General features: G+C 59.7%; 15 protein-coding genes, 1 tRNA gene, 3 rRNA genes and 1 pseudogene (1 of these 20 running past the window's edge). 2 read left to right on the top strand and 18 right to left on the bottom strand.

From position 1 onward, the window contains the following. Positions 1–345: 345 nt before the first annotated feature. Positions 346–422: transfer RNA gene (locus J3P97_RS00775), tRNA-Arg, on the top strand. Positions 423–625: 203 nt separating this feature from the next. On the opposite strand, the gene J3P97_RS00770 is transcribed toward J3P97_RS00775, so the two are convergent. The 9 genes and pseudogenes from J3P97_RS00770 to J3P97_RS00730 form a co-directional block, all read right to left on the bottom strand. After that, entirely contained in the window at positions 626–1,150 is a 525-nt protein-coding gene (locus J3P97_RS00770; RefSeq protein ID WP_434673251.1) for a type II toxin-antitoxin system VapC family toxin, read from the bottom strand. A 1-nt stretch (position 1,151) separates the two neighbouring features. Continuing rightward, positions 1,152–1,862, bottom strand: a complete 711-nt coding sequence (locus J3P97_RS00765) for a hypothetical protein (protein ID WP_434673250.1) — start codon at positions 1,860–1,862, stop codon at positions 1,152–1,154. A gap of 138 nt (positions 1,863–2,000) precedes the next feature. Then, positions 2,001–2,615 (bottom strand): hypothetical protein, encoded by a 615-nt coding sequence (locus J3P97_RS00760; protein ID WP_434673249.1) that lies wholly within the window; start codon positions 2,613–2,615, stop codon positions 2,001–2,003. Next, complete coding sequence (locus J3P97_RS00755; protein WP_434674493.1) at positions 2,612–3,184, bottom strand: RNA polymerase sigma factor; 573 nt, start codon at positions 3,182–3,184, stop codon at positions 2,612–2,614. The genes J3P97_RS00760 and J3P97_RS00755 overlap by 4 nt, the downstream gene beginning before the upstream one ends. A 169-nt stretch (positions 3,185–3,353) precedes the next feature. Further along, positions 3,354–5,021: a vWA domain-containing protein gene (locus J3P97_RS00750; RefSeq protein ID WP_434673248.1), complete on the bottom strand. Its 1,668-nt coding sequence runs from the start codon at positions 5,019–5,021 to the stop codon at positions 3,354–3,356. Between the two features lie 118 nt (positions 5,022–5,139). After that, positions 5,140–5,397: pseudogene (locus tag J3P97_RS00745) on the bottom strand (hypothetical protein); the annotation flags it as partial. Between the two features lie 2 nt (positions 5,398–5,399). Next, on the bottom strand, positions 5,400–6,713 hold the full coding sequence (locus J3P97_RS00740; protein ID WP_434604953.1) for an MFS transporter: 1,314 nt from the start codon (positions 6,711–6,713) through the stop codon (positions 5,400–5,402). Between the two features lie 38 nt (positions 6,714–6,751). Beyond that, entirely contained in the window at positions 6,752–6,925 is a 174-nt protein-coding gene (locus tag J3P97_RS00735; protein WP_434570506.1) for a hypothetical protein, read from the bottom strand. Between the two features lie 87 nt (positions 6,926–7,012). After that, positions 7,013–7,573, bottom strand: coding sequence for a YbhB/YbcL family Raf kinase inhibitor-like protein (locus tag J3P97_RS00730; RefSeq protein ID WP_434570508.1), 561 nt, complete (start codon positions 7,571–7,573; stop codon positions 7,013–7,015). A 139-nt stretch (positions 7,574–7,712) separates the two neighbouring features. Here J3P97_RS00730 and J3P97_RS00725 point away from each other — a divergent pair, with 139 nt between their 5' ends. Next, positions 7,713–9,245 carry an FAD-dependent oxidoreductase gene (locus J3P97_RS00725; protein WP_434673247.1) on the top strand — a complete coding sequence of 511 codons (1,533 nt, stop codon included), beginning with the start codon at positions 7,713–7,715 and terminating at the stop codon, positions 9,243–9,245. Positions 9,246–9,373: 128 nt separating this feature from the next. On the opposite strand, the gene pgaD is transcribed toward J3P97_RS00725, so the two are convergent. The 9 genes from pgaD to J3P97_RS00680 all read right to left on the bottom strand — a co-directional run. After that, positions 9,374–9,877, bottom strand: coding sequence for a poly-beta-1,6-N-acetyl-D-glucosamine biosynthesis protein PgaD (gene pgaD, locus J3P97_RS00720; protein WP_305497635.1), 504 nt, complete (start codon positions 9,875–9,877; stop codon positions 9,374–9,376). Beyond that, the gene (gene pgaC / locus J3P97_RS00715) at positions 9,874–11,229 is read right to left on the bottom strand and encodes a poly-beta-1,6-N-acetyl-D-glucosamine synthase (protein WP_305497636.1); all 1,356 of its coding nucleotides are present in this window, start codon (positions 11,227–11,229) and stop codon (positions 9,874–9,876) included. The genes pgaD and pgaC overlap by 4 nt, the downstream gene beginning before the upstream one ends. A gap of 1 nt (position 11,230) precedes the next feature. Then, entirely contained in the window at positions 11,231–13,228 is a 1,998-nt protein-coding gene (gene pgaB / locus J3P97_RS00710) for a poly-beta-1,6-N-acetyl-D-glucosamine N-deacetylase PgaB (RefSeq protein ID WP_434673246.1), read from the bottom strand. A gap of 12 nt (positions 13,229–13,240) precedes the next feature. Continuing rightward, positions 13,241–15,724 carry a poly-beta-1,6 N-acetyl-D-glucosamine export porin PgaA gene (gene pgaA, locus J3P97_RS00705; RefSeq protein ID WP_434673245.1) on the bottom strand — a complete coding sequence of 828 codons (2,484 nt, stop codon included), beginning with the start codon at positions 15,722–15,724 and terminating at the stop codon, positions 13,241–13,243. Positions 15,725–15,968: 244 nt separating this feature from the next. Next, the gene (locus tag J3P97_RS00700) at positions 15,969–17,474 is read right to left on the bottom strand and encodes a YdgA family protein (protein WP_434673244.1); all 1,506 of its coding nucleotides are present in this window, start codon (positions 17,472–17,474) and stop codon (positions 15,969–15,971) included. A 156-nt stretch (positions 17,475–17,630) separates the two neighbouring features. Continuing rightward, the gene (locus J3P97_RS00695; protein ID WP_434570519.1) at positions 17,631–18,266 is read right to left on the bottom strand and encodes an NADH:ubiquinone oxidoreductase subunit N; all 636 of its coding nucleotides are present in this window, start codon (positions 18,264–18,266) and stop codon (positions 17,631–17,633) included. Between the two features lie 182 nt (positions 18,267–18,448). After that, a 5S ribosomal RNA gene (rrf, locus tag J3P97_RS00690) occupies positions 18,449–18,564 on the bottom strand. A gap of 108 nt (positions 18,565–18,672) precedes the next feature. After that, positions 18,673–18,788 (bottom strand): 5S ribosomal RNA (rrf, locus tag J3P97_RS00685). Between the two features lie 149 nt (positions 18,789–18,937). Further along, positions 18,938–21,663 (bottom strand): 23S ribosomal RNA (locus J3P97_RS00680); it runs 166 nt beyond the window's last position.

Raw genomic sequence — 21,663 nt, 5'->3', positions numbered from 1 at the left:
CTTTCCTTAACAGCACCGCGCGCACGCGGAGCGAATTAGAGTTGTAGAAAGGCGCCTCATGGGCTGCCGTCAGGGAAATCATCCACCGGGCTGAAGCACAGAAATAACGCACATAAGCACAGACGTGCGGTTCAGCACCCAGACAAGAGCGTTTGAAATCTCAAACGAATCCTAGGGCCGATGGGGTTGGAGGACAATAGCCTGTTCGAAAAAAAGAACGAAAAAGCTGCATTTGCCTGTTTTTTCTGATCAGCGTAGCCAACAGCCGCCGAGCGAGGCGAAAACAAACGGCAAATCAGCAGCATGGACGCCCGCCATGCTTATGAGTATCATGGCGCCCGCGTTGCACCAGTAGCTCAGCTGGATAGAGTACTGCCCTCCGAAGGCAGGGGTCGTGGGTTCGAATCCCGCCTGGTGCACCAGACATGAAAAATCAAAAGCCCCAGTCCTCACGGATTGGGGCTTTTTTGTGGCGAAAGTCTTACCCTTGGATATCTATAGGATCGGCAATTCAGCCCGATAAAAAACCCTGAGCGATATCAGCGCGGCAGCGCATCAACCGACGGGGCCGTGTTGCGAATACCTATAGAAACCACGCCCCACAACGGTTACCTCAAGCAGGCTCTCAGTGGTCAAGATCGGCCTCAAGTTGCTCAGGAGCCGGTTCAATATCTCCTAAGGACTTCACTACAAGTCCGCATTTCTGAGCCTTGGAATAAAGACCTGCGTCATGTGTCCACACTTCGTCAGCGTTGGTCGCAAGAGCGGTTGCTATTATCTGGCGATCAAAACGTAACTTGGCTTTGGTCGCTGCTGGGTCAAGCATCTTCAGCTCATTGTCATCGACTATGCGAGCACATTCGACCGCAGCGATCTGATCGAACGATATGATCTCAAAACACGAGAAGCCATTTATGACATCCAGGTGGCTCTGGTGGAAATTCCGATCAATGCCGACCAGATACTCAGCCAACGCCGGTGTGGGTATCAGTACCGTCCCGCCTCTTGCGTCGACCAGATCGATTAAGGCCTCAGCTCTCGCCTCTGCTCTATCCACGTTTTGACCAGTTGCGGGATCAACCAAGACGACACCGTCCTTGGCATTTCCCAAGGCTTGGACGAGAACGTTGGTATCGAGAACTATGCGCACCTCATCCCCTTAGGTTCTGAATCGTTCCATGGGGATCATCCATCTCGCTCCAAGTGATACCTCCGAGTTCTTTGAGCTGGGTAACGGCACTACGCAAAGAGGTTTTCTCAAGCTTTTCGTAAGATTGAATGAACATTTTTCGGAGCCGCCAGCCTCCGTGCGGCCGACTTTCCCATTCACCTTTCCCATGAACTCGGACGTACTTGAACAAGAGTTTGCCTAGTTGTTCAGCCAACGCCGTGTCGGCTTCGCAAAGAAGAGTTTCTCCGCCAGCGCCCTCAAGCCGGACAGGAACAGTTTCGTCTTTCCCACCTACGACATAGAGGCGACCTTGGACACTACCCTGCTTGATGACAATCATGGGAGGAGGAGCCGTCTTGGCTTTCGGAAACTGAAGGATGTTCGCATCCGCAGCTTGCAAGACACCGTCCACCCGATCTTGCTCCATCAGTGCAGATAGCTGCAGGTAAGCTTTTCGTGCGCGCTTGGGGCCAATTCCCTGCGCAGCCTCCCGTACCCTGTTCAAGACGTGGGGATACTTCTCATCCTCAACCCATGTATTCAGGCAGACACAGCCTTCGGTAACAGAGTCGAAATGAACATTATCCTGCGAGCCGAAAAGCTCAGTGAGCTCACACAGATAATCCGTCAAGCGAGCCATTGAGAGCTTGCTTGGATCAGTTCCGTCGAGTTCGAGCATCAGTTTTTTCATGCTGCCGAGTATAGTTCCGCCCAAATGATCCTGCTATGTCTGCATTTGTAACCCTATTCCAGAGGCGATTTCTGTAACTGCCGAACACGCAGCGCCCATCAGGCTCCCTGGCTGACCTCAGACGCTGGCAATGCCCCTTCACCGCTTGTGCAACGCCTCCAACCGCGCCGGCAAGTCTTCCTTGGGAAAGCGCTTGTGCAACGCCAGCAGCTTCTCGTCAGCCGCCTTGCTGTCACCCGCCTCGCGCAATCGCAGCACTTCCAGCAGCTCCTGCTCCAGTGTTGGCATTGCGGCGGGCGCGGCTTTGCTCATTTTCGCCGCAGGTTTATCCGCCAACGCCTGCATCGGGCTGGCCGGGGCTCGGGCCAGTTCGCCCTGGGGCGCCATGCGAGTGATCGGTGCGGGGGCGGGCATGGCTGGCGGCGGGGCAGCGGCAACCGAAGGCTGTTGCCGATCGGCGGAAAACTCCATCGAGGCGGGTGAAGCCAGTTGCTCCTCGGTCGGCGTACGCAGCACCAGGCCGATCATCAGCGCCACACCGGCAACCGTGGCGAACGCCATTTGCCACCGTGGTCGCTGACAAGCCTGTAGCCAGCGCTGCCACAGGCTCGGCGCCGGCGTCGGGGCTTCACGGCGGGCGGTGGCCAGGATGAAGGCATCCATGGAGGCCGGCGGCTCGCCGCTGGCGTGTTGGCGGAAATGTTCGACCAGCGTTTCGTCGATGGTATCCGGCGTCTGTTTGGGATCGATCATGCGGGTACCTCCTCGGCCAACAGGCGATGCAGCTTCTGTTGGGCGTAACGCAAGCGGCTCTTGACCGTTTCCAGCGGAACGCCGGTCAGGGCAGCGATCTGTGGCAGTTCGAGATTACCGTGCAGGCGCAGCAGGAACACTTCCCGCTGATCCTCGGGCAAGGCCTGCAACGCGGCGTCCAGACGAGCCTGGTCGCGACTCAGGCGCAACTGTTGCTCAGGATTGCCGGTGTCGTCGGGCTGGACATGAAGCTGCTCGTCGTAACTGTCGTGCAGCGGGTTGTGGACGCCGTGCTTGCGCCAGTGGTCAATCAAGCGGTTACGGGCAATCTGGAACAACCATGTACGAAAACTCGCCCGGCCTTGTGGCTGGGTGGTGCTGCGGATCAGGCTGAGCCAGGTGTCCTGGAAAATTTCCTCGGCCAGTTCGGCCTTGTTGCTCAAGGACACGAGAAAACGATAAAGCCCTTGCCGATGGCGGACGTACAGGGCTTCGAAACAAGCCCCGTCGCCTTCGCGATAGCGGGCCAGCAGCGATTCGTCGCTGGGAGAATCAAGCGCAGCGGGCATTTCGATGACGAACTCCTTTGTCATTGCAACACAGTCCTGGCGACGACATGGGAACCCTGTGGGAGCGAGCTTGCTCGCGATGACGTCGGTTCAGTTGGCATTGATGTGACTGATACACCGCCATCGCGAGCAGGCTCGCTCCCACATCTGAACCTGATTGTGCTCAGGATCAGCGTTTGGCCGCAGGTTCGAGGCTCTGGGCCAGCTCCACCAGTTGCACGAACTCGGCACGCAGCCCGAACGGATCGTCACCGCGCGCCGAGCGCGCCAACTGCACGGTATCCTTCAAGGTCATCTGCCCAGTGTAGCGTCCATCGCCCTTGAGCTGTTGGGCGAAGGCCGCCACGGCGGCCGAGAAGCGCAGGTCGTCGCTGGTTTTGTCATTGCGCGGTGAAACGGCAATGGGATGTTCGATCAACCGGCTGCTACCGCCTTCCGCCGGCTTGTAGCGTACGCGCAACATCGCCAGTTCGCCGGACTTGCCGTCCGAGTTGGGCGCGTTCCCATAACGCAGCGGCTCCAACCAGCCCTGCTCTCCTTTCGGGACAATTTCATACAGCGCGGTCACTGTATGCCCAGCGCCGATCTCGCCTGCGTCGACCTTGTCGTTGCTGAAGTCCTCACGCTTCAACGCGCGGTTCTCATAACCCAGCAGTCGATATTCGCTGACCTGGGCGGGGTTGAACTCCACCTGCAACTTCACGTCTCGCGCTACCACCGCCAGGGTGGAGCTGAGCTGGTCCACCAGGACCTTGCGCGCTTCGAGCAGGTTGTCGATGTACGCGTAGTTACCGTCACCGGCGTCAGCCAGTTGCTCCATCAGGTGTTCGTTGTAGTTATCCACACCGAAGCCCAGTGTCGTCAGAGAGACGCCGCTTTTGCGCTGATCCACGGCCATCTGCTTGAGGCTGTCGAAATCACTGATGCCGACGTTGAAGTCACCATCGGTGGCCAGCAGGATGCGGTTGATGCCTTTGTCGATAAAGCTCTCCCGAGCCATCTGGTAGGCCAGTTCGATGCCCGAGGCACCGGCGGTCGATCCACCGGCGTTCAGTTGATCGATGGCGTTGCGGATCTTCACCTTGTCGCTACCCGAGGTGGGCTTGAGCACGACCCGGGATTCACCGGCATAGACTACCAAGGACACCCGGTCCTGATCGCGCAATTGGTCCACCAGCAATTTCAGCGTGCTCTTGACCAGCGGCAGGCCTTCGCGACGGTTCATCGAGCCGGACACATCCACCAGAAACACCAGGTTGGCCGGGGCCAGGTCTGAGACGGCGCGGTCGCTGGCCTTGATCCCGACACGCAACAACCGGGTGTGAGGGTTCCAGGGCGATGGCGCGATTTCGGTAGTCACGCCAAAGGGCGATCCGTCGGTGGGCAACGCGTAATGGTAAGGAAAGTAGTTGACCATTTCCTCCAACCGCACAGCGCCCTCAGGCGGCAGGCTGCCCTGGTTGAGGAAACGTCGCACGTTGGCATAGCTGCCGGTATCGACATCCACGCTGAAGGTCGAGACCGGTGTCTCGGCGACGCTGTGGACAGGATTTTCCGGCAGCTTCTCGTACTGTTCGCGCGGCTCGCTGCGGTAATCATTGGAGGCAACATCGCCCATCGGCGCAGGCATTGATGCCGGCGCGGCCATGCGCTTGGCCATAGTCTGGCGCACGTAGGCGATCTCCCCTTGCGGCGCGACGATGGGCGCCGCCGCCACCGGTTCGGCCGGCTTGGCAGCCTCACGGGACGAAGACAACCCACAACCGGCCAACGCCACCAGCAGCGTGACGGCAAAGCCCTGGGTGGCGGGACGCATATACGAAAGCGGACGGGACATGGGCTGAACCTCGTGAGTGGATGATCCGTTCACAAGGTCAGACGCAAGAGATCAGAGGTTCGGGTTAACGACCAGAAAATTTTTCATGCACTTGTCCTGTCAGCGTCGGCAAATAGCATCAGCGAGACGGAATGGCCCGCAGGTCATCGGCGATGAAGCGGCTCAACTGGCTGGTGTAGTACTCCTCCACATCGGAATTGCCCCGTTTCGTGAGGGCTCCAGCGATGCCTTTCATGGCGTGAAATTGCCCGATCGCGCCGGCCGGCATCAGCCCCTCGCGAGCCTGGGCGAAATGCAGCACCTCGGCGCCGGCCTTCTTCACCTGGACCTGGTAGCTGAAGTCGACACTGGCAAGGTACGTACCGTCGGCAACGATACTCAAGACTCACAGGCCAGAGAGGGCCGCAGGATCTTTGCCTGCCGCCTCGGAAAATAAGCCGCCGCCCCTACTCCCACCGCGCCCATCACCACGCAATACGCCACGCAAACCCACGGGCTCCACGGCACCAGCGCAATCAACAACAACGGCGTCATGCTGGCCCAAAGTGCATAAGCGATGTTGTAGGTGAAGGAGATACCGGACACGCGAATCTTCGGCGGGAACAGGCTGATCATCACCGAAGGCACCGCGCCGACCACGCCGCAACCCAGGCCGGCCACGGCGTAGGCCAGGCCCAGCCAGTCGCTGCCGCTGATCAGGCTGGCATAGAGCACGGCGATGCCCAGCGGCAACAGCAGGCTATAGAGCATGACGGTGCGCCAGGCGCCGATGCGGTCGACGACGAGGCCGGCCAGGACGCAGCCGATGTTCAGGAAAACGATGCCGAGGCTGCTCAGGGCAAATGTGTGGCTGGGGGTCAGGCCGAAGCTTTTCTGCATCACTGTGGGGGTGATGACCACAAAGACCACCACGGCGGAAGTCAGTACGCAGGTAAGAATGGCGGCGGGCAGCAAGGCATGCCGATGGTCGCGCAAAACCGTGCGCAGCGGCAGCTCCGTCGCGCCTTCGCGATTGGCTTGCAGGGCCATGAAAATCGGCGTTTCGCTCAGCCAGCGGCGCAGCCAGACGCCGATCACGCCGAATATCCCGCCCAGCAGGAACGGCAAGCGCCACGCGTAGTCGAGGATTTCGGTCGGGGTGAAGATCCGCGCCAGCGCCGTGGCGGTCAAGGCGCCGAGCAGGTAGCCGAAGGTCAAGCCCGCCTGGAGAAAGCCCAAGGCATAGCCGCGATGCCGCAACGGCGCGTGTTCGGCCACGAACACCCAGGCACTCGGCACCTCCCCGCCCACCGCCGCGCCTTGCAGGATGCGCAGCGCCAACAACAGCAACGGGGCGAAATAGCCGATTTGCGCATAGGTCGGCAGTACACCAATGAGCAGACACGGCAACGCCATCATCAGGATGCTCAGGCTGAAGACACGCTTGCGGCCCAGCCGATCGGCAAAGTGCGCCATGAGTATCCCGCCCAGGGGACGCGCCAGATAGCCGGTGGCAAAAATCCCGAAGCTCTGTAGCAGGCGCAGCCACTCGGGCATTTCCGGCGGGAAGAACAGTTGGCTGAGGGTCAGGGCGAAAAAAACGAAAATGATGAAGTCGTAGATTTCCAGCGCGCCGCCGAGGGCGGCGAGGCCCAGGGTCTTGTAGTCGGAGCGGCTGAACCGCGCGCCTGGCAAATGATGGGTGGCAGTCATAGGCATGTTTGGAAAAATGGTTGGAAGAAGGCGTCGGATCAGGCAGCGGGACCCTTGTCCACGGGCTGCGCCGACGGTTGGCCTGGCTCGGCGTCTACGGCCTCGTCAGCAGGCAGAAAATCCTTGCGGCTCTGGGCGATGGCCCGGCGTATTTCGTCGCCCTTGGTGGGGCAGTTCTTGAGGCGGGCGATGCCGTCGGTTTGCTGCGTCATCGCCATCCTCCGGTATGAGTGAACAGGCGCCGATAGTGCTCGCTTTTGGCGCTCGATGCCAACTTACGTGACGATTGGGCCAGCCGGTCAGCGGTGGTAGCGGCGCACCACGCTGCTGTTGCGCAGTACGTGGCCTTTGAGTTTTTCCATCAACTGGGCGCGTGTGAGACCGGCGGGCAATGCGTCGGGTGGCAGGTCCAGGGCGAATATCTGGATCAGGTAGTGATGAGCGCTGTCGCCAACGGGTGGGCACGGACCGATGTAGCCGTGAGTGTCCTTGCTGTTGATGCCGCTCATGCCTTCCAGGGTGGATTTGGTACCCGCGCCCGCCGGGATCTGTCGGGTGCTGGCCTTGATCCCGTAATGGACCCAGTGGTCGACGCCCTGCCCGCGCTGGCCATCGGGATCGAGCATGACGATGGCATAGCTGAGGGTGCCAGGCGGGCCGGCGTTCCAGCTCAGCGCCGGAGAAATATTCTTGCCGCCGCAGGTGTTCGCGTCGCTCGCGGCGGCGGCAGTGAAGAGGCGGTCGTCCGACACACCGGGAATGCTCAGGGTGAAACGCTCTTCGGCCTGGACAACCCCTTGCGCGCACAGCACGAGGGTGACGGCCGCGAGCCAGGAGGAAAGGGAGGTCAATCGAGTCATACCGGGCACCTTAATTCGATTCAGGCCATGGACGGCCTGCGAACTATAGCCGCAGCGCCGGCCCGGTTGCAGTGACAATTATGCTGAACCTCGTTGCACTCCCCTGACTCGAACGGGAAACGCCTGTCGGAGAACGACCATGCCCATGCATCAAGTCGCCCGCCTCGCTGATGTGCGAGAGGACCGCGGCCTCGAAGTGACCCTCAACGAAACGCCCGTCCTGCTGCTGCGGGCTGGCGGACAGGTCCGAGCTTTCCAAGGCAAATGCCCGCATGCCGGGGCGCCGCTGGCCGAGGGCGCGGTATGTCACGGCAGGCTGATCTGCCCGTGGCACAAGGCCGCGTTCCGTGCCGAAGACGGCGCCCTGTGCGAGCCGCCGGCCCTCGACAGCCTGCAGCGTTATCACGTCGAGCTGCGGGGCGATGAAGTATGGGTCGATGAGCAACCACTGCCAGCCGAAAAAATCCCTCCCGCCGATGACCCGCGCACCTTCGTCATCATCGGCGCCGGAGCGGCCGGCACGGCTTGCGCGGCGGCGCTGCGCGAGAAGGGTTTCGGTGGCCGGATCCAGATGATCGACCGCGAAGCCGAGGCCGGTTATGACCGCACCGTACTGAGCAAATACGTGTTGGCCGGCGACATGGCCGCAGAAAAGACGCCGGCCTTGCGCGATGAAACCTACTTCACCCGGCAACGCATCGAAAGGCGCAACGGCGAAGTGGCCGGTCTCGACATCAGCGCGCGCCAGATTCATCTCGCCGACGGTCAACGCCTGGACTATGACGCACTGCTCATCGCCACCGGTGGAGTGCCCAGGACGCCAGACATACCCGGCCTCGACTTGCCCAATGTGTTCACCCTGCGCTCTTTGGCCGATACCCGGCAGATCCTCGACCGTGCCCAGCCGGGGCAGCGAGCGGTGATTATCGGCGACAGCTTCATCGCCATGGAAGTCGCCTCGTCCCTGCGCAAACGTGAACTGAGCGTGACCGTCCTGGCCCGACACCCGGTCCCGTTCGCCGCGCAGTTTGGCGACAGCATCGGCAAGGCGATCCTGGCCCGACACCGGGCCAATGGTGTGGTCTATCACAGCGAGGGCGAAGCGGCGCGGATCGAAGGTGCGGAAAAGGTTGAAGCCGTGGTGCTGGATAACGGTCAGCGTTTCGCGGCGGACCTGGTCATCATCGGTGTGGGCGTGCGCCCGGCGACCGAGCCGTTCGCCGATCTGCCACGGGAAAAAGATCAATCATTGATCGCTGACGACGGCATGCGCGTCGCCGATGGCGTCTGGGCCGTTGGCGATATCGCCACCTTTCCCCTCAACGGCCAACCCCGGCGCATCGAACATTGGCGCCTGGCCCAGCAACAGGCACGCATCGCCGCGACGAACATGCTCGGCGGTGAGGAACACTACCTGGATGTGCCGTTCTTCTGGACGTACCAATTCGGCAAACGCTACGACTACCTCGGTCATGCCGAGGAATGGGACGAGGTGCAATTCAAGGGCACGCCTGAGCATCCTCCGTTCATCGCTCTGCTCGGCAAGGACGGTCTCGTTGCCGCCGTCGTGGCCTGCGATGAAGGCCGGGCCATGGCGGCGCTGGCCCAGCGCATGAAGCAACCGCTGCCGGTGGATGAGGCCTGGCGGCTGGTCCGGGATTTTTCGGTGTAGCTTGCTCCAGACACAACACAAACCTGTGGGAGCGAGCCTGCTCGCGATGGCGTCCTATCAGTCGGCATCAGTGCTGCCTGGTACTCCGCTATCGCGAGCAGGCTCGCTCCCACAGGTGTCTTGCGTTGCTACGCAGAATGATCAGCCGGCAGATGAATCACCTGCGGCCGGTCCAGCGGTGCCAGGGGCGGCGGTTGCAAGTCCGGGCTCAGCAGATGGAAGTGCGGCACTACGTGGCTGATGTCGCCATCGGGGTTGTTATGGATGATTTTGGAGCCAGGCTGGCGCAACGTTTCCAGTCGTTCGTCAGTCAGCTTGAAACTTGCGCTCAAGCCTTGGTCATCCACCGCAGGCCTCGGCAGCCGACGCTGGGCGAAGCTGCGGCTTTTGCGCTGTTGATAACGCGCCCAGGTAATCAGGATGATTGCGTTGACCAGCGCGATCCAGCCATAGATCTGCAAGGTTCCCAGGGTATCGAACAGCGAACCACCCAGGCGCGGCCCGGCATGGCTGTCGAACAACGGCCAGAGCCCATTGACCAGCAGATACAACAGCCCAACCCACGCCAGCACGGTAAAGAGCACATCGATGACCACCAGAAAAGGCCGCTGCCGGGTCCTGATAATTTTCATCGGATCACTTCCTCTTCTTCGTCATCGAACGGCTTGATCCCGCGATCCGGGCTAACCCAGCGCGCACGTTTCTGATGCTGCCCGAACAGCACCTTGGGGAAGCTCACCAGGGTGGTGAACAGGCTGATCAACCAGAACACCAACGGGTACCAGACCACCCAGAACATGATGTGCCACAGGCCTTTTTCGTAGCGACGGTCGATCAGGATGCTCACCGCGAATTGCATCAGGCACACCACCGCCAGCAACAGCCCCGTGAAGGCCGGCGGCATGAGATGGTCCACCGCGATGGCGGCGGGCATCTCGATGAACTTGCCAGCGCCCCAGAAGATCACCGACAGCAGGAAGGTGAACGCCCAACCGGTGGACAGGCAGTATTCGAACAGCAGCGGCCACAGGTAACGATGGCGGTATTGCCAGATGCCGCGGATGTTCTTGAACAGCACTTCGGCACCGCCCTGGGCCCAGCGCAGCCGTTGCCGCCACAGGCCGCGCAGGGTTTCGGGCATGAGGATCCAGCACAACGCACGGGGTTCGTAGAAAATGCTCCAGTGGTCCAGTTGCAGCTTCCAGCTGATGTCGATGTCCTCGGTGATCATGTCCGGGCTCCAGTAGCCGACCCGGTGCAGCGCTGTGCGACGGAAGGCGACGATCACGCCGGACACGGTGAAGATCCGTCCGAAGACCCGCTGGGTACGCTTGATCAAGCCGATGATCGAGGAAAACTCACCGACCTGGACCCGACCCACCAATGTTGAACGGGTGCGAATGCGCGGGTTGCCCGTCACCGCGCCGAGGCGGGCGTTGTCCAGCATCGGCGCCACCAGGTAGGCGCAGGTATTCGGTGCCAGCAGCGCGTCGCCGTCAATGCACACCAGGTATTCGCTGCGTGCAGCGATGGCGCCCATGCGCAGGGCTACGGCCTTGCCCTGGTTTTCCGCCAGGTGCAGCACACGCAAGCGCGGGTCTTCGGCGGCCAGTCGGTCCAGCACCTCGGCGGTGTTGTCCTTGGAGCCGTCGTTGATGGCGATCACCTCAATGTTCGGATAGTGCTGGCCCAGTGCTGCGTGAATCGTGTCGGCAACGTTGTCGCCTTCGTTGAAGCACGGGATCAGGATGCTGATCAGCGGTTCGCCGGCCAGGGGCGGCGGCAAGGTGTCGTCTTTCCACGGCCAGTGGCGCTCCCAGTGCAACCAGAAATACAGGCCGCCGGCGATCCACAGCCCGGACATGAACAGCGGGTAGAAGAACACGAAGTCCATCAGGAATTGCCCAGTGACCAGGAAGATCAGGCCCAGGGGCACCCCAAGGACGATCGCCAGCACCAGGACGGCGAGCAGTCTGTCGAGCATGTCAACGATTCCACTTGTTGGAGAGCGCAGGCCGCACGGCTTTCACGGCAGGCTGGTCTTCGATGAAGTTGTCCGGGTAGTAGCCGAAACTGGTCACGCCCTGGCGCTTGAGGCGCCCCATCCAGTCGGCCAGTTGTTCGCCTTCGATATCGGCCACCGGCTGGCTGTGCCAGTCGCGCGCTTGCAATTCGAATACCGTGCGCTTGAGTGCACCGGGGCGAGCCTTGACGGTTTCCACCAGCCGTTCGAGCCAGGGCCCGGATTGCTCGCGGGTCTGCTTTTCCATCAACGGCATGGCCATCGGAGCCGTCCAATCGTAGGCGCCGAGGAAGTCATCGAGATTCTGGGCGAACCAGGCCTCGCTCTGCGGGTTGAGCATCGGCTCGGCAAAGATATTGCGCGCCGTGCGCACCTCCGGACCACGAATTGCCCGGACCTTGGCAGTGAGCTCAGCGGTGAAGTCGATCAGGTAGCGGCTCTTGAAACGGGTCCAGCGCTGCATGGCCGCCGGGTCGTCGCGCAGAGCGGCGATGGAGGTCGGCAAGCCGTTGGCCGCATAGACTTTCATCGCGGCTGGGCCGGCATCCTCGAAGTCGGAGAACACCGCGTCGTCATGGTACAGAACGCCGTCCACCGAACTCATCCGCGCCAGGTCTTCGTAGATTTCGCCGATGACCTTGCGCACGTTCGGGTCGAAGGGCGACAGGCGTACGTACTGGTCCGGGGCGACGCCAATCTTGCCGGTTTCAGGATCCCAGCGCTGTACACGCGGCAACTTCGGGTCCAGGGCAAAACTGAGCACCGGCATCCAGGCATACACCTTCACGTTGGCCCGGGTGCGCAATTGCCATGCGACCCGATCGAACAGATCGGCGCGTACCGGCAGATGCCGATTGGGGAAGTACAGCGAATGGACCAGGCCATCGCCCTTCGGGTCGGCAAAAGCTTGCAGGAAGACCGTGTTCGCGCCCAGATCGTAGATACGCTGGACCAGCCTGCCGACGTTGGCCTCCTGCTGCACAGGGTCCGGATCGTAGACGTAATCCAGGTCGACGTGGACCACCCGCATCGGGTCCATGGTCTGCACCGAGACGATGCTTTCGGCGAAGTGAGCACCGTCCGGATCGGAAGCCACCAGAAAACGCGGCCCGCTCATCAGGTTATCGAGGCTGTCGAGACCGTCTTCCAGGGTCAGCGCCATCTGGTAGCCCTGGCTGCCAATCACCTGCAACGCAGTGCCGTCCGCCTCGCCGTATGGCCAGACCCAGACGCGCGGACTGTAGCCGGTGACTTTGCGGATCTTCTCGGAAATGGCTGCCACATCCTTGCGCAGACGCGCCTGGAAATCGGCTTCCGCTTCATAACGACCGGTAGCCGGATCGTAGCGCCGCGTGGTCGCCGCCGGCTGCTGGTTGCCTTGCGGGTTGGCGAGTACGCCTTTGTGATTGGCATCGGTGTGGGCGGCGATTTCCACCAGGCCCGATTTCGACACCTCGCGAATCTGCTCCCAGGTCAGGAACTCGGAACGCTTGCGTGGCACGCCGGCAAAATCCACCGGTTGATTCAGCGGCGTGTCGATCCAACTGCCGACCGGAGCAAGGATGGCCGGCCAGTTGTAGGCGCGCAGGATGGGCATGACGCGGGTGTAAAAGCTTGAGTAGCCGTCGTCGAAACTCAGCAGTACTGCGCGCGGTGGCAGTTCGGGCCCGCCGTTGCGGGCAGCGATGATCTGGTCGATCGTGACCGGCTGATAATTGTTTTCCCGCAGCCAGGCCAATTGCTCGATCAGGCGCTCGGTGCGCACGGCCACCAAGGCTTGGTCGGGGTCGCGGTCTTCGACGTCGTGGTAGGCAATACCAAGCACGTGGTTTTTCGGCCACGGCGCATCGTTGGCCATCACCGGCCGTTGCGCAGGCGGGGCAAACGTCGGGGCTTGCTGGGCACAAGCGCTGATCAGCAAGACTCCCAGCAGAAGGATGAATCGCGAAATGACAGGCATTTTCAAACTCTTCTAGAAGCGGTAGGTGAGGTCGACAAGCAGGCGCAGATCGCTTTCACGATCGCCGTCGTAGGGGCGGTTGAGCCAGCTCAGCGCGGCCCCGGCTTCAAGCACATCGTTCCAGAGCAGACGCTGGCCGTAGCTGAGCAACCCCATGGCACCGGTGCTGTAGTCACTCTGGCTGTAGGTGCCGGCACCCGCCTGGAACTGCTGGCTCCAGGTGGTTTCGTAGCGGCGGTACAACACGTGATTGGCGCTCACGGTCGGCATGACGCTGAAGTCCGATTTCGGATTGAAGTACGGCACTTCATTCGAGCCGCTGTTGCGACTGGCACCGACTTCCAGGCCCAGCTCCACTTGTAGCCTCGGAGCGCTGTAGATGCCCTCGCGGCCGGTCAGCAAGGTCTCGAGGCGGTTGTTGCCATCGCTGAAGTGGGACGGGCTGACAGCCAGCCGCCACTCGCGGCTTTCATTGGCACGCCAGCGGACGAAACCGCTTCCGCCATTGGCGCGAATACCGCTGTTGAGGGCCCGCAGCGGGGTGTTGGCCGAGAGGTAGTCCAGGCTGCCGCCGTACTGCCAGTGATCATTGATGTCTCGGGCCACGGCTATTCGCGCGCCCTGTTTGTCACCGGAGCCATACGAATGGTTGGAGACTTCCGCCTCCAGGGTCATGTCGCGGGTACGCCGCTCCACTCCCAAACGCTGCCAGCGATGGTGGCCGGTGCCTTCCTCGAAGTCGCCGGTCGCGTATCCGGCACCGCCGAACAGCCGCCAGTCTTCATCGATGGGCGGGCTGTAGAGCAAGGTTTCGACACCAAAGTCGCGGCTGCCGGTCACCGCGCCAGCGTCGCCACTGCCGCCACCGTAGCTCTTGCCGGTGTAGGCCTCGATGCGCAGTTCAGCCATGTCATGGACGTCACGCTGGCGTTGCAGGCGCTTGACGTGAGCGTTCTCGGGATAGCGGGCGACGACGTCATCGGTAAGCGCATCCATTTGCCGCCATTCCTGCAGATCCATGGCGGCGCGGGCCTGGGCGACTTCCAAGTCGCGATTGCGCGGCGTCGTGGCCTCGACTTCCTTGAGCAGGCTTTCCGAACGTCGCGGCCATTCACGTGCCTGGTACAAATCGGCCTGGGCCAGGCGCAAGCCGATATTGCCGGGCCCGTGGTAGACCAGAGCGTCCAGGCGCGCCTCGGCGGTAGGCAGATCGGCGCCGTAGGTACCTGCTTGAGCGGCCAGGAGCTGCGCGTCCATCCACTCGTCGTTGGGATTGCCGATCGGCAGCCCCTTGAGCTCCACGCGGGCCGGCTGTGCTTTCGCCAGGTCTTCGGCCAGTGCGCGGGCCTCCTCGGATTTTTCGCTTTCCAGCAAGGCGTAGTAGAGCGCAGTGCTGTCTTCGAAGCGGTCCGCAGGATCTGCATCCGGTGCAATCAGCACGCGGCGGTACAGATCGACGGCGATCTCCGGTTCACGTTGCTCCAGATAGGAAGAAGCCACCCAGCGCAGCGCGTAGGTTGGAATGCTGACCCCTTCAGCGACCAGCTTCTGGTACTCGGCGATCACCTCGGCCCGGCGAGCCCGGGCGTTGAGGGCGCCCATGCGGTCGATCCGCCAGCGCAAGACATCATCGTGGGCCTCGGCCACCGGAGTCCAGGTGGCGAGCAGTTTGTCGTAGTCCGCCAGCGCGCGATCGGCGATGACAAAACGTTCTGTTTCGCTGCGACTGGCCATATCCGCCAGGCGCACCCGCTCGGCCGCCACATCGCCTTCGAGCCTGCGCTGCACGCCACGATCGATCAGGCCGGGCTGAAGCCGGGCCAGGCGCAGGGCCGGCTCAGGCAAACGGGCGCGTTGCAGGGCATAGACGTACTCGCGGGCGACTTCAGGCTTGTTGCTGCCGGCACGGGTGAACGCCTGGTCGTATTCGAAAAGCGCTTCGTGGGGATTGTCCGCACGCGTCAGCGCATAGCCCAAGGCCAACCGGCGCATCGGATCTTCTGGCTTGGCGGCAACGAGGGCCCTCGCGCGGCTGACGGCTTCATCTGGCTTGCCGGCATCGGCCTGGGTCAAGGCCAGACCCAGTTGCAGATCGGGGTTCTGTGGATCGATCGCCAACGCCCGGCGATACAACTCGACCGCCGGATCCCAGCGCTTGAGGTTGCGATAGGAGCGAGCAGCTGCGGTCAGCGCCTGAACCGGAAGGTCGCGGTAGCGGCCCTGGGTTTCGTAGACTTTCACCACCTCGGCATCAAGACCGGCCCAACTGGCGATCTGCAGATGGTCACTGATCTGTGCGGTGCTGGCCTGGCCAACCGGCACCTGGCGCAATACGGACAACGCGGGCGTGTAATGCCCCGCGCGGGCGTCGAGCACCATCTGGTCATAAGCGGTATCGGCAAACGCCGCCACCGACCAGCACAATTGGCTGCACAGCGCGACGCGAAACAACGGGCGCAAACCGAATTGAATAAGAGGACCCACAGTACGCGGCATTCGTCAGCATCCTTACATGGCCAGCCGGGTCGCAGTGCCCCCTTGCCCATCAAACAGAAGGCCGGATCAAAGGAACCCAGCCAAGCTCTAACGGGCCTAGTTTTGCACTCCGTGGCGGGTCATCTTCCAGATCGCCATAATTCTTCAGAATCCATGCAGATTTCAGCGCGGCATTTTCAACGGACAAAAAAAACCGGCCCGTGCACAGGGCACGGACCGGTCTTCAGATGTTGCCTGGGACGGGTTACTGAATGGCGACGCCACCGCCCAGCTTGTTCATCACAAACGCGGTGAACTGTTCAACGGTCATCTTCTGGCCGTTGAAATCGACCTGATTGTTGGCGTAGTGCAGATTGGTAACCACATCATTGCCTTCAAGCTTCGCCAGCTCCGTGCCTACCGCCATGGCGCTGAACATATCGCTGGTGGCAGTCGCCTGGTCGGCGATCAGTTTTGCGTCGGTCTGGCCTTCCATCTGCGCTTGCACGGTCAGGAGATCCACCAGCATTGGCTTGGAAACCTTGACCTTGAAGTCCAGCAGAGCGAGCAACTGGCGGCCCAGCTCATCGGGTGGCAGGTCCATGGACTGCGGCTTGGCCAGATCGACAACCAGGCTCGCGCGGCTTTCGCCGTTAGCGGTATTGAACGAGAGGTTCTCCAGGGCCACTTGCGGGGCGCCAGCCAGGAGTTTTTCCAGGTCGGCTTTGACCTGCGCTTCTTCTGCCTCGGTGAGGTTCAGCTCTGGAGCCGGCTCGCCCGCTTCAGCGGCCTCGGCAGCTGCCTTTTCGTAGGGTTGCAGCTTGGCCTGGTAGACCTGCATCAGCGACATGGTGGCAGGGATGTCCAAGTTCTTCAGGCTGACCGCCATCTGTGCAGAACCGATGACCTTGTCATTGAACGACAACTCGCCGATCTTGTAATCAGCGCGTCCCGAAGCACTGGTGCCGTTCTCGGAGCTGTTGTTCTTCATCTCGAAGTTTTTCAGGCCCAATACCGATTTCGGCTCGCCGAAGGTGGTCTTGCTGTTGCTCAGCAACAGGGTGTTGTCGCCCTTGTAGTAGCCATAGGTGCTCTTGGTCAGGTTGCTGGCCAATGTCAGGCCACTGAACTCTACCTGAACCGGCGTCTGATCTTCGGCGACGGTGGTCAACTTGAAGCTGTCCATGTAGCCGTCGGCCTTGATCTTCTCAGCCTGGGCGCTGGCGGCCACATCGATTTTCAGGCCGGAGAAGATCAGCTGGGATTGCTCATCCAGCTTGGTATCCAGAGGCAGCAGTTCGAACGTGCCGTTGGTGGATTGATCGTAACCGAGATTGAAGACGCCTTTGAGAGGCGATTTATCCTTGGCGGCAACGAACCATTTTTCGGTCAGCGGAGTCCGCTCCAGTTCGGTGTGGCTGGTGGCCATGACCGGCAACCATTTGAGCGTCATCAGGCGCGTGAATGGCAGTGGACCGTGTTCGATGTTGTCGACGAACAGCAGCTCGACCGGTTCGCCGCCGAACATTTCGCCTTCACCCTTGAGACGATAACGGGCGGTACTGCTGAAGGTGCCACGGTCCAGGGAGACCAGTTCAATCGAAGCGGTGCCATTGGAACCCGCCAAAGCCGTTTGCAGTTGCTTATTGCTGTCGGTAATGGCGGTTTGCAGTACGCCTTCAAGCTTGGTGCCGGTATACCAGGCGCCACCCGCACTGATTGCACCAACAACCACAACGATTCCCAGAAGTACGCTTGCTGATTTGTTCATGAGTGATCCGATCGTGTTCCATGGTTGAAAAGAGTCGTCTTCCTTGACCCGCAAAGGGCTGTGGTACGACGCGATAAAAGTGGTGGGGAGATTAGCATCAGGCAAGTCAGCAAGCCCAATGTTTAAAGGGGAAAAAGCGTGTTCTTGAGAAATGGTCTACGAATATTCGACTTCGATCTCGTCAAGTTGATGATCGAAGGTCTTGAGGCGTGCTGTCCAGGTGTAGACCAACACTTCGAAATCTCGATTGATTACTGCCGCACCCGATGAATCGTCACGCCCATCGTAGAAGTCCAATTGATAGCGCTCCCGAGCCATCGCGTTGGCCACATCGCACAGCTCGCGGGCATTGTTGAGCCAATGCCAGTCGTCTTGCGCGACTTGCTTGTCCAGGGCGGCGCATTGAGTTTTCAGTGCCTCGAGGCTTTTCTCCAGCGGAGTGCCGGTGAGCTCACCCATGACTTCTTGAAACGTGCGTCCAGGCTGCCAATAGCTGCCCCAGAAATAACGGTCGAATACCGTTTCAACCCGGCGCAGCGCAACCTTGGTATCCCAGATCAAGACCAGTGTCTTGCCTTGCACAAGCTGCTTCTTCTTGATGCGCTGGCCTTGGAGAGAAGCCCAGGCGACGATTGCGACAGAAATGACAGCGATCAGCGCAGCCGCGCTATCCAGGAAAATCAGTGCCTTGTCGATATGGTGAGTCAGCATGACGCCATAGAAGTAGGTGGCCGATAGCAGCACCAAGGCCGCGACAGCGCACCAGAAGCCGGGAGCATAAGGGTTTTTCATTATTGGAATCCCCATGACCAGTCACGTCGCGGGCTGTTGCTGCCAATGCCCGACAACCAAAGCATAGCAACGGCCTGGGGGTTTGCCGGGGGGTGGCGTCAATTAGGACGGCGATCCGATTATCGGCTCCGAAAACGACAAAACCCCTGTCTGCATTGGCAGACAGGGGTTCTGGAATTCAATCTTGACGATGACCTACTCTCACATGGGGAAACCCCACACTACCATCGGCGATGCATCGTTTCACTTCTGAGTTCGGGATGGGATCAGGTGGTTCCAATGCTCTATGGTCGTCAAGAAATTCGGTAACCAACCCGTTCAGGAACAACGTGTCGGTGAAAATCGAAGACTTCTACTAAAAACAAAACCCCTACCTGCGTGAGCAGATAGGGGGTTCGGAATTTAATCTTGACGATGACCTACTCTCACATGGGGAAACCCCACACTACCATCGGCGATGCATCGTTTCACTTCTGAGTTCGGGATGGGATCAGGTGGTTCCAATGCTCTATGGTCGTCAAGAAATTCGGTAGCCAGCGCGTGCCTTGCGGTCACGTTCCAGCGAATGGGTATGCGATAGTTTGTGGGTTTTGACTCGAACTTTCGGTTCATTGCGTCTTCACACACCGCAATCTGGCCTCTTTCGAGTCTACAGATTGCTTGGGTGTTATATGGTCAAGCCTCACGGGCAATTAGTACAGGTTAGCTCAACGCCTCACAGCGCTTACACACCCTGCCTATCAACGTCGTAGTCTTCGACGGCCCTTCAGGGGACTCAAGGTCCCAGTGAGATCTCATCTTGAGGCAAGTTTCCCGCTTAGATGCTTTCAGCGGTTATCTTTTCCGAACATAGCTACCCGGCAATGCCACTGGCGTGACAACCGGAACACCAGAGGTTCGTCCACTCCGGTCCTCTCGTACTAGGAGCAGCCCCTCTCAAATCTCAAACGTCCACGGCAGATAGGGACCGAACTGTCTCACGACGTTCTAAACCCAGCTCGCGTACCACTTTAAATGGCGAACAGCCATACCCTTGGGACCGGCTTCAGCCCCAGGATGTGATGAGCCGACATCGAGGTGCCAAACACCGCCGTCGATATGAACTCTTGGGCGGTATCAGCCTGTTATCCCCGGAGTACCTTTTATCCGTTGAGCGATGGCCCTTCCATACAGAACCACCGGATCACTAAGACCTACTTTCGTACCTGCTCGACGTGTCTGTCTCGCAGTCAAGCGCGCTTTTGCCTTTATACTCTACGACCGATTTCCGACCGGTCTGAGCGCACCTTCGTACTCCTCCGTTACTCTTTAGGAGGAGACCGCCCCAGTCAAACTACCCACCATACACTGTCCTCGATCCGGATAACGGACCTGAGTTAGAACCTCAAAGTTGCCAGGGTGGTATTTCAAGGATGGCTCCACGCAGACTGGCGTCCACGCTTCAAAGCCTCCCACCTATCCTACACAAGCAAATTCAAAGTCCAGTGCAAAGCTATAGTAAAGGTTCACGGGGTCTTTCCGTCTAGCCGCGGATACACTGCATCTTCACAGCGATTTCAATTTCACTGAGTCTCGGGTGGAGACAGCGCCGCCATCGTTACGCCATTCGTGCAGGTCGGAACTTACCCGACAAGGAATTTCGCTACCTTAGGACCGTTATAGTTACGGCCGCCGTTTACCGGGGCTTCGATCAAGAGCTTCGCGTTAGCTAACCCCATCAATTAACCTTCCGGCACCGGGCAGGCGTCACACCCTATACGTCCACTTTCGTGTTTGCAGAGTGCTGTGTTTTTAATAAACAGTCGCAGCGGCCTGGTATCTTCGACCGGCGTAGGCTTACGCAGCAAGTGCTTCACCCTCACCGGCGCACCTTCTCCCGAAGTTACGGTGCCATTTTGCCTAGTTCCTTCACCCGAGTTCTCTCAAGCGCCTTGGTATTCTCTACCCAACCACCTGTGTCGGTTTGGGGTACGGTTCCTGGTTACCTGAAGCTTAGAAGCTTTTCTTGGAAGCATGGCATCAACCACTTCGTCACCCAAAGGGTAACTCGTCATCAGCTCTCGGCCTTAAGATCCCGGATTTACCTAAGATCTCAGCCTACCACCTTAAACTTGGACAACCAACGCCAAGCTGGCCTAGCCTTCTCCGTCCCTCCATCGCAATAACCAGAAGTACAGGAATATTAACCTGTTTTCCATCGACTACGCTTTTCAGCCTCGCCTTAGGGACCGACTAACCCTGCGTCGATTAACGTTGCGCAGGAAACCTTGGTCTTTCGGCGTGGGTGTTTTTCACACCCATTGTCGTTACTCATGTCAGCATTCGCACTTCTGATACCTCCAGCAAGCTTCTCAACTCACCTTCACAGGCTTACAGAACGCTCCTCTACCGCATCACTTGCGTGATACCCGTAGCTTCGGTGTATGGTTTGAGCCCCGTTACATCTTCCGCGCAGGCCGACTCGACTAGTGAGCTATTACGCTTTCTTTAAAGGGTGGCTGCTTCTAAGCCAACCTCCTAGCTGTCTAAGCCTTCCCACATCGTTTCCCACTTAACCATAACTTTGGGACCTTAGCTGACGGTCTGGGTTGTTTCCCTTTTCACGACGGACGTTAGCACCCGCCGTGTGTCTCCCATGCTCGGCACTTGTAGGTATTCGGAGTTTGCATCGGTTTGGTAAGTCGGGATGACCCCCTAGCCGAAACAGTGCTCTACCCCCTACAGTGATACATGAGGCGCTACCTAAATAGCTTTCGAGGAGAACCAGCTATCTCCGAGCTTGATTAGCCTTTCACTCCGATCCACAGGTCATCCGCTAACTTTTCAACGGTAGTCGGTTCGGTCCTCCAGTCAGTGTTACCTAACCTTCAACCTGCCCATGGATAGATCGCCCGGTTTCGGGTCTATTCCCAGCGACTAGACGCCCTATTAAGACTCGCTTTCGCTACGCCTCCCCTATTCGGTTAAGCTCGCCACTGAAAATAAGTCGCTGACCCATTATACAAAAGGTACGCAGTCACCCAACAAAGTGGGCTCCCACTGCTTGTACGCATACGGTTTCAGGATCTATTTCACTCCCCTCTCCGGGGTTCTTTTCGCCTTTCCCTCACGGTACTAGTTCACTATCGGTCAGTCAGTAGTATTTAGCCTTGGAGGATGGTCCCCCCATATTCAGACAAAGTTTCTCGTGCTCCGTCCTACTCGATTTCACTTCTAAGATCCTTTCGCGTACAGGGCTATCACCCACTATGGCCGCACTTTCCAGAGCGTTCCGCTAAAATCAAAGAAGCTTAAGGGCTAGTCCCCGTTCGCTCGCCACTACTAAGGGAATCTCGGTTGATTTCTTTTCCTCAGGGTACTTAGATGTTTCAGTTCCCCTGGTTCGCCTCTTGCACCT

This window comes from Pseudomonas sp. R1-15 (genome assembly GCF_051132085.1).
Taxonomy (GTDB): Bacteria; Pseudomonadota; Gammaproteobacteria; order Pseudomonadales; family Pseudomonadaceae; genus Aquipseudomonas.
The sequence above is the reverse complement of the archived record's forward strand: the minus strand, read 5'-3'. Positions and strand labels throughout refer to the sequence as shown.

Coding starts and splice junctions, on each gene's coding strand:
- J3P97_RS00695 (WP_434570519.1), bottom strand. CDS start 18,266: ATGAAAAACCCTTATGCTCCCGGCTTCTGGTGCGCTGTCGCGGCCTTG.
- J3P97_RS00750 (WP_434673248.1), bottom strand. CDS start 5,021: ATGTCCCGTCCGCTTTCGTATATGCGTCCCGCCACCCAGGGCTTTGCC.
- pgaD (WP_305497635.1), bottom strand. CDS start 9,877: ATGAAAATTATCAGGACCCGGCAGCGGCCTTTTCTGGTGGTCATCGAT.
- J3P97_RS00765 (WP_434673250.1), bottom strand. CDS start 1,862: ATGAAAAAACTGATGCTCGAACTCGACGGAACTGATCCAAGCAAGCTC.
- J3P97_RS00725 (WP_434673247.1), top strand. CDS start 7,713: ATGCCCATGCATCAAGTCGCCCGCCTCGCTGATGTGCGAGAGGACCGC.
- pgaB (WP_434673246.1), bottom strand. CDS start 13,228: ATGCCTGTCATTTCGCGATTCATCCTTCTGCTGGGAGTCTTGCTGATC.
- J3P97_RS00735 (WP_434570506.1), bottom strand. CDS start 6,925: ATGACGCAGCAAACCGACGGCATCGCCCGCCTCAAGAACTGCCCCACC.
- J3P97_RS00760 (WP_434673249.1), bottom strand. CDS start 2,615: ATGATCGATCCCAAACAGACGCCGGATACCATCGACGAAACGCTGGTC.
- pgaC (WP_305497636.1), bottom strand. CDS start 11,229: ATGCTCGACAGACTGCTCGCCGTCCTGGTGCTGGCGATCGTCCTTGGG.
- J3P97_RS00755 (WP_434674493.1), bottom strand. CDS start 3,184: ATGCCCGCTGCGCTTGATTCTCCCAGCGACGAATCGCTGCTGGCCCGC.
- J3P97_RS00740 (WP_434604953.1), bottom strand. CDS start 6,713: ATGACTGCCACCCATCATTTGCCAGGCGCGCGGTTCAGCCGCTCCGAC.
- pgaA (WP_434673245.1), bottom strand. CDS start 15,724: ATGCCGCGTACTGTGGGTCCTCTTATTCAATTCGGTTTGCGCCCGTTG.
- J3P97_RS00700 (WP_434673244.1), bottom strand. CDS start 17,474: ATGAACAAATCAGCAAGCGTACTTCTGGGAATCGTTGTGGTTGTTGGT.
- J3P97_RS00730 (WP_434570508.1), bottom strand. CDS start 7,573: ATGACTCGATTGACCTCCCTTTCCTCCTGGCTCGCGGCCGTCACCCTC.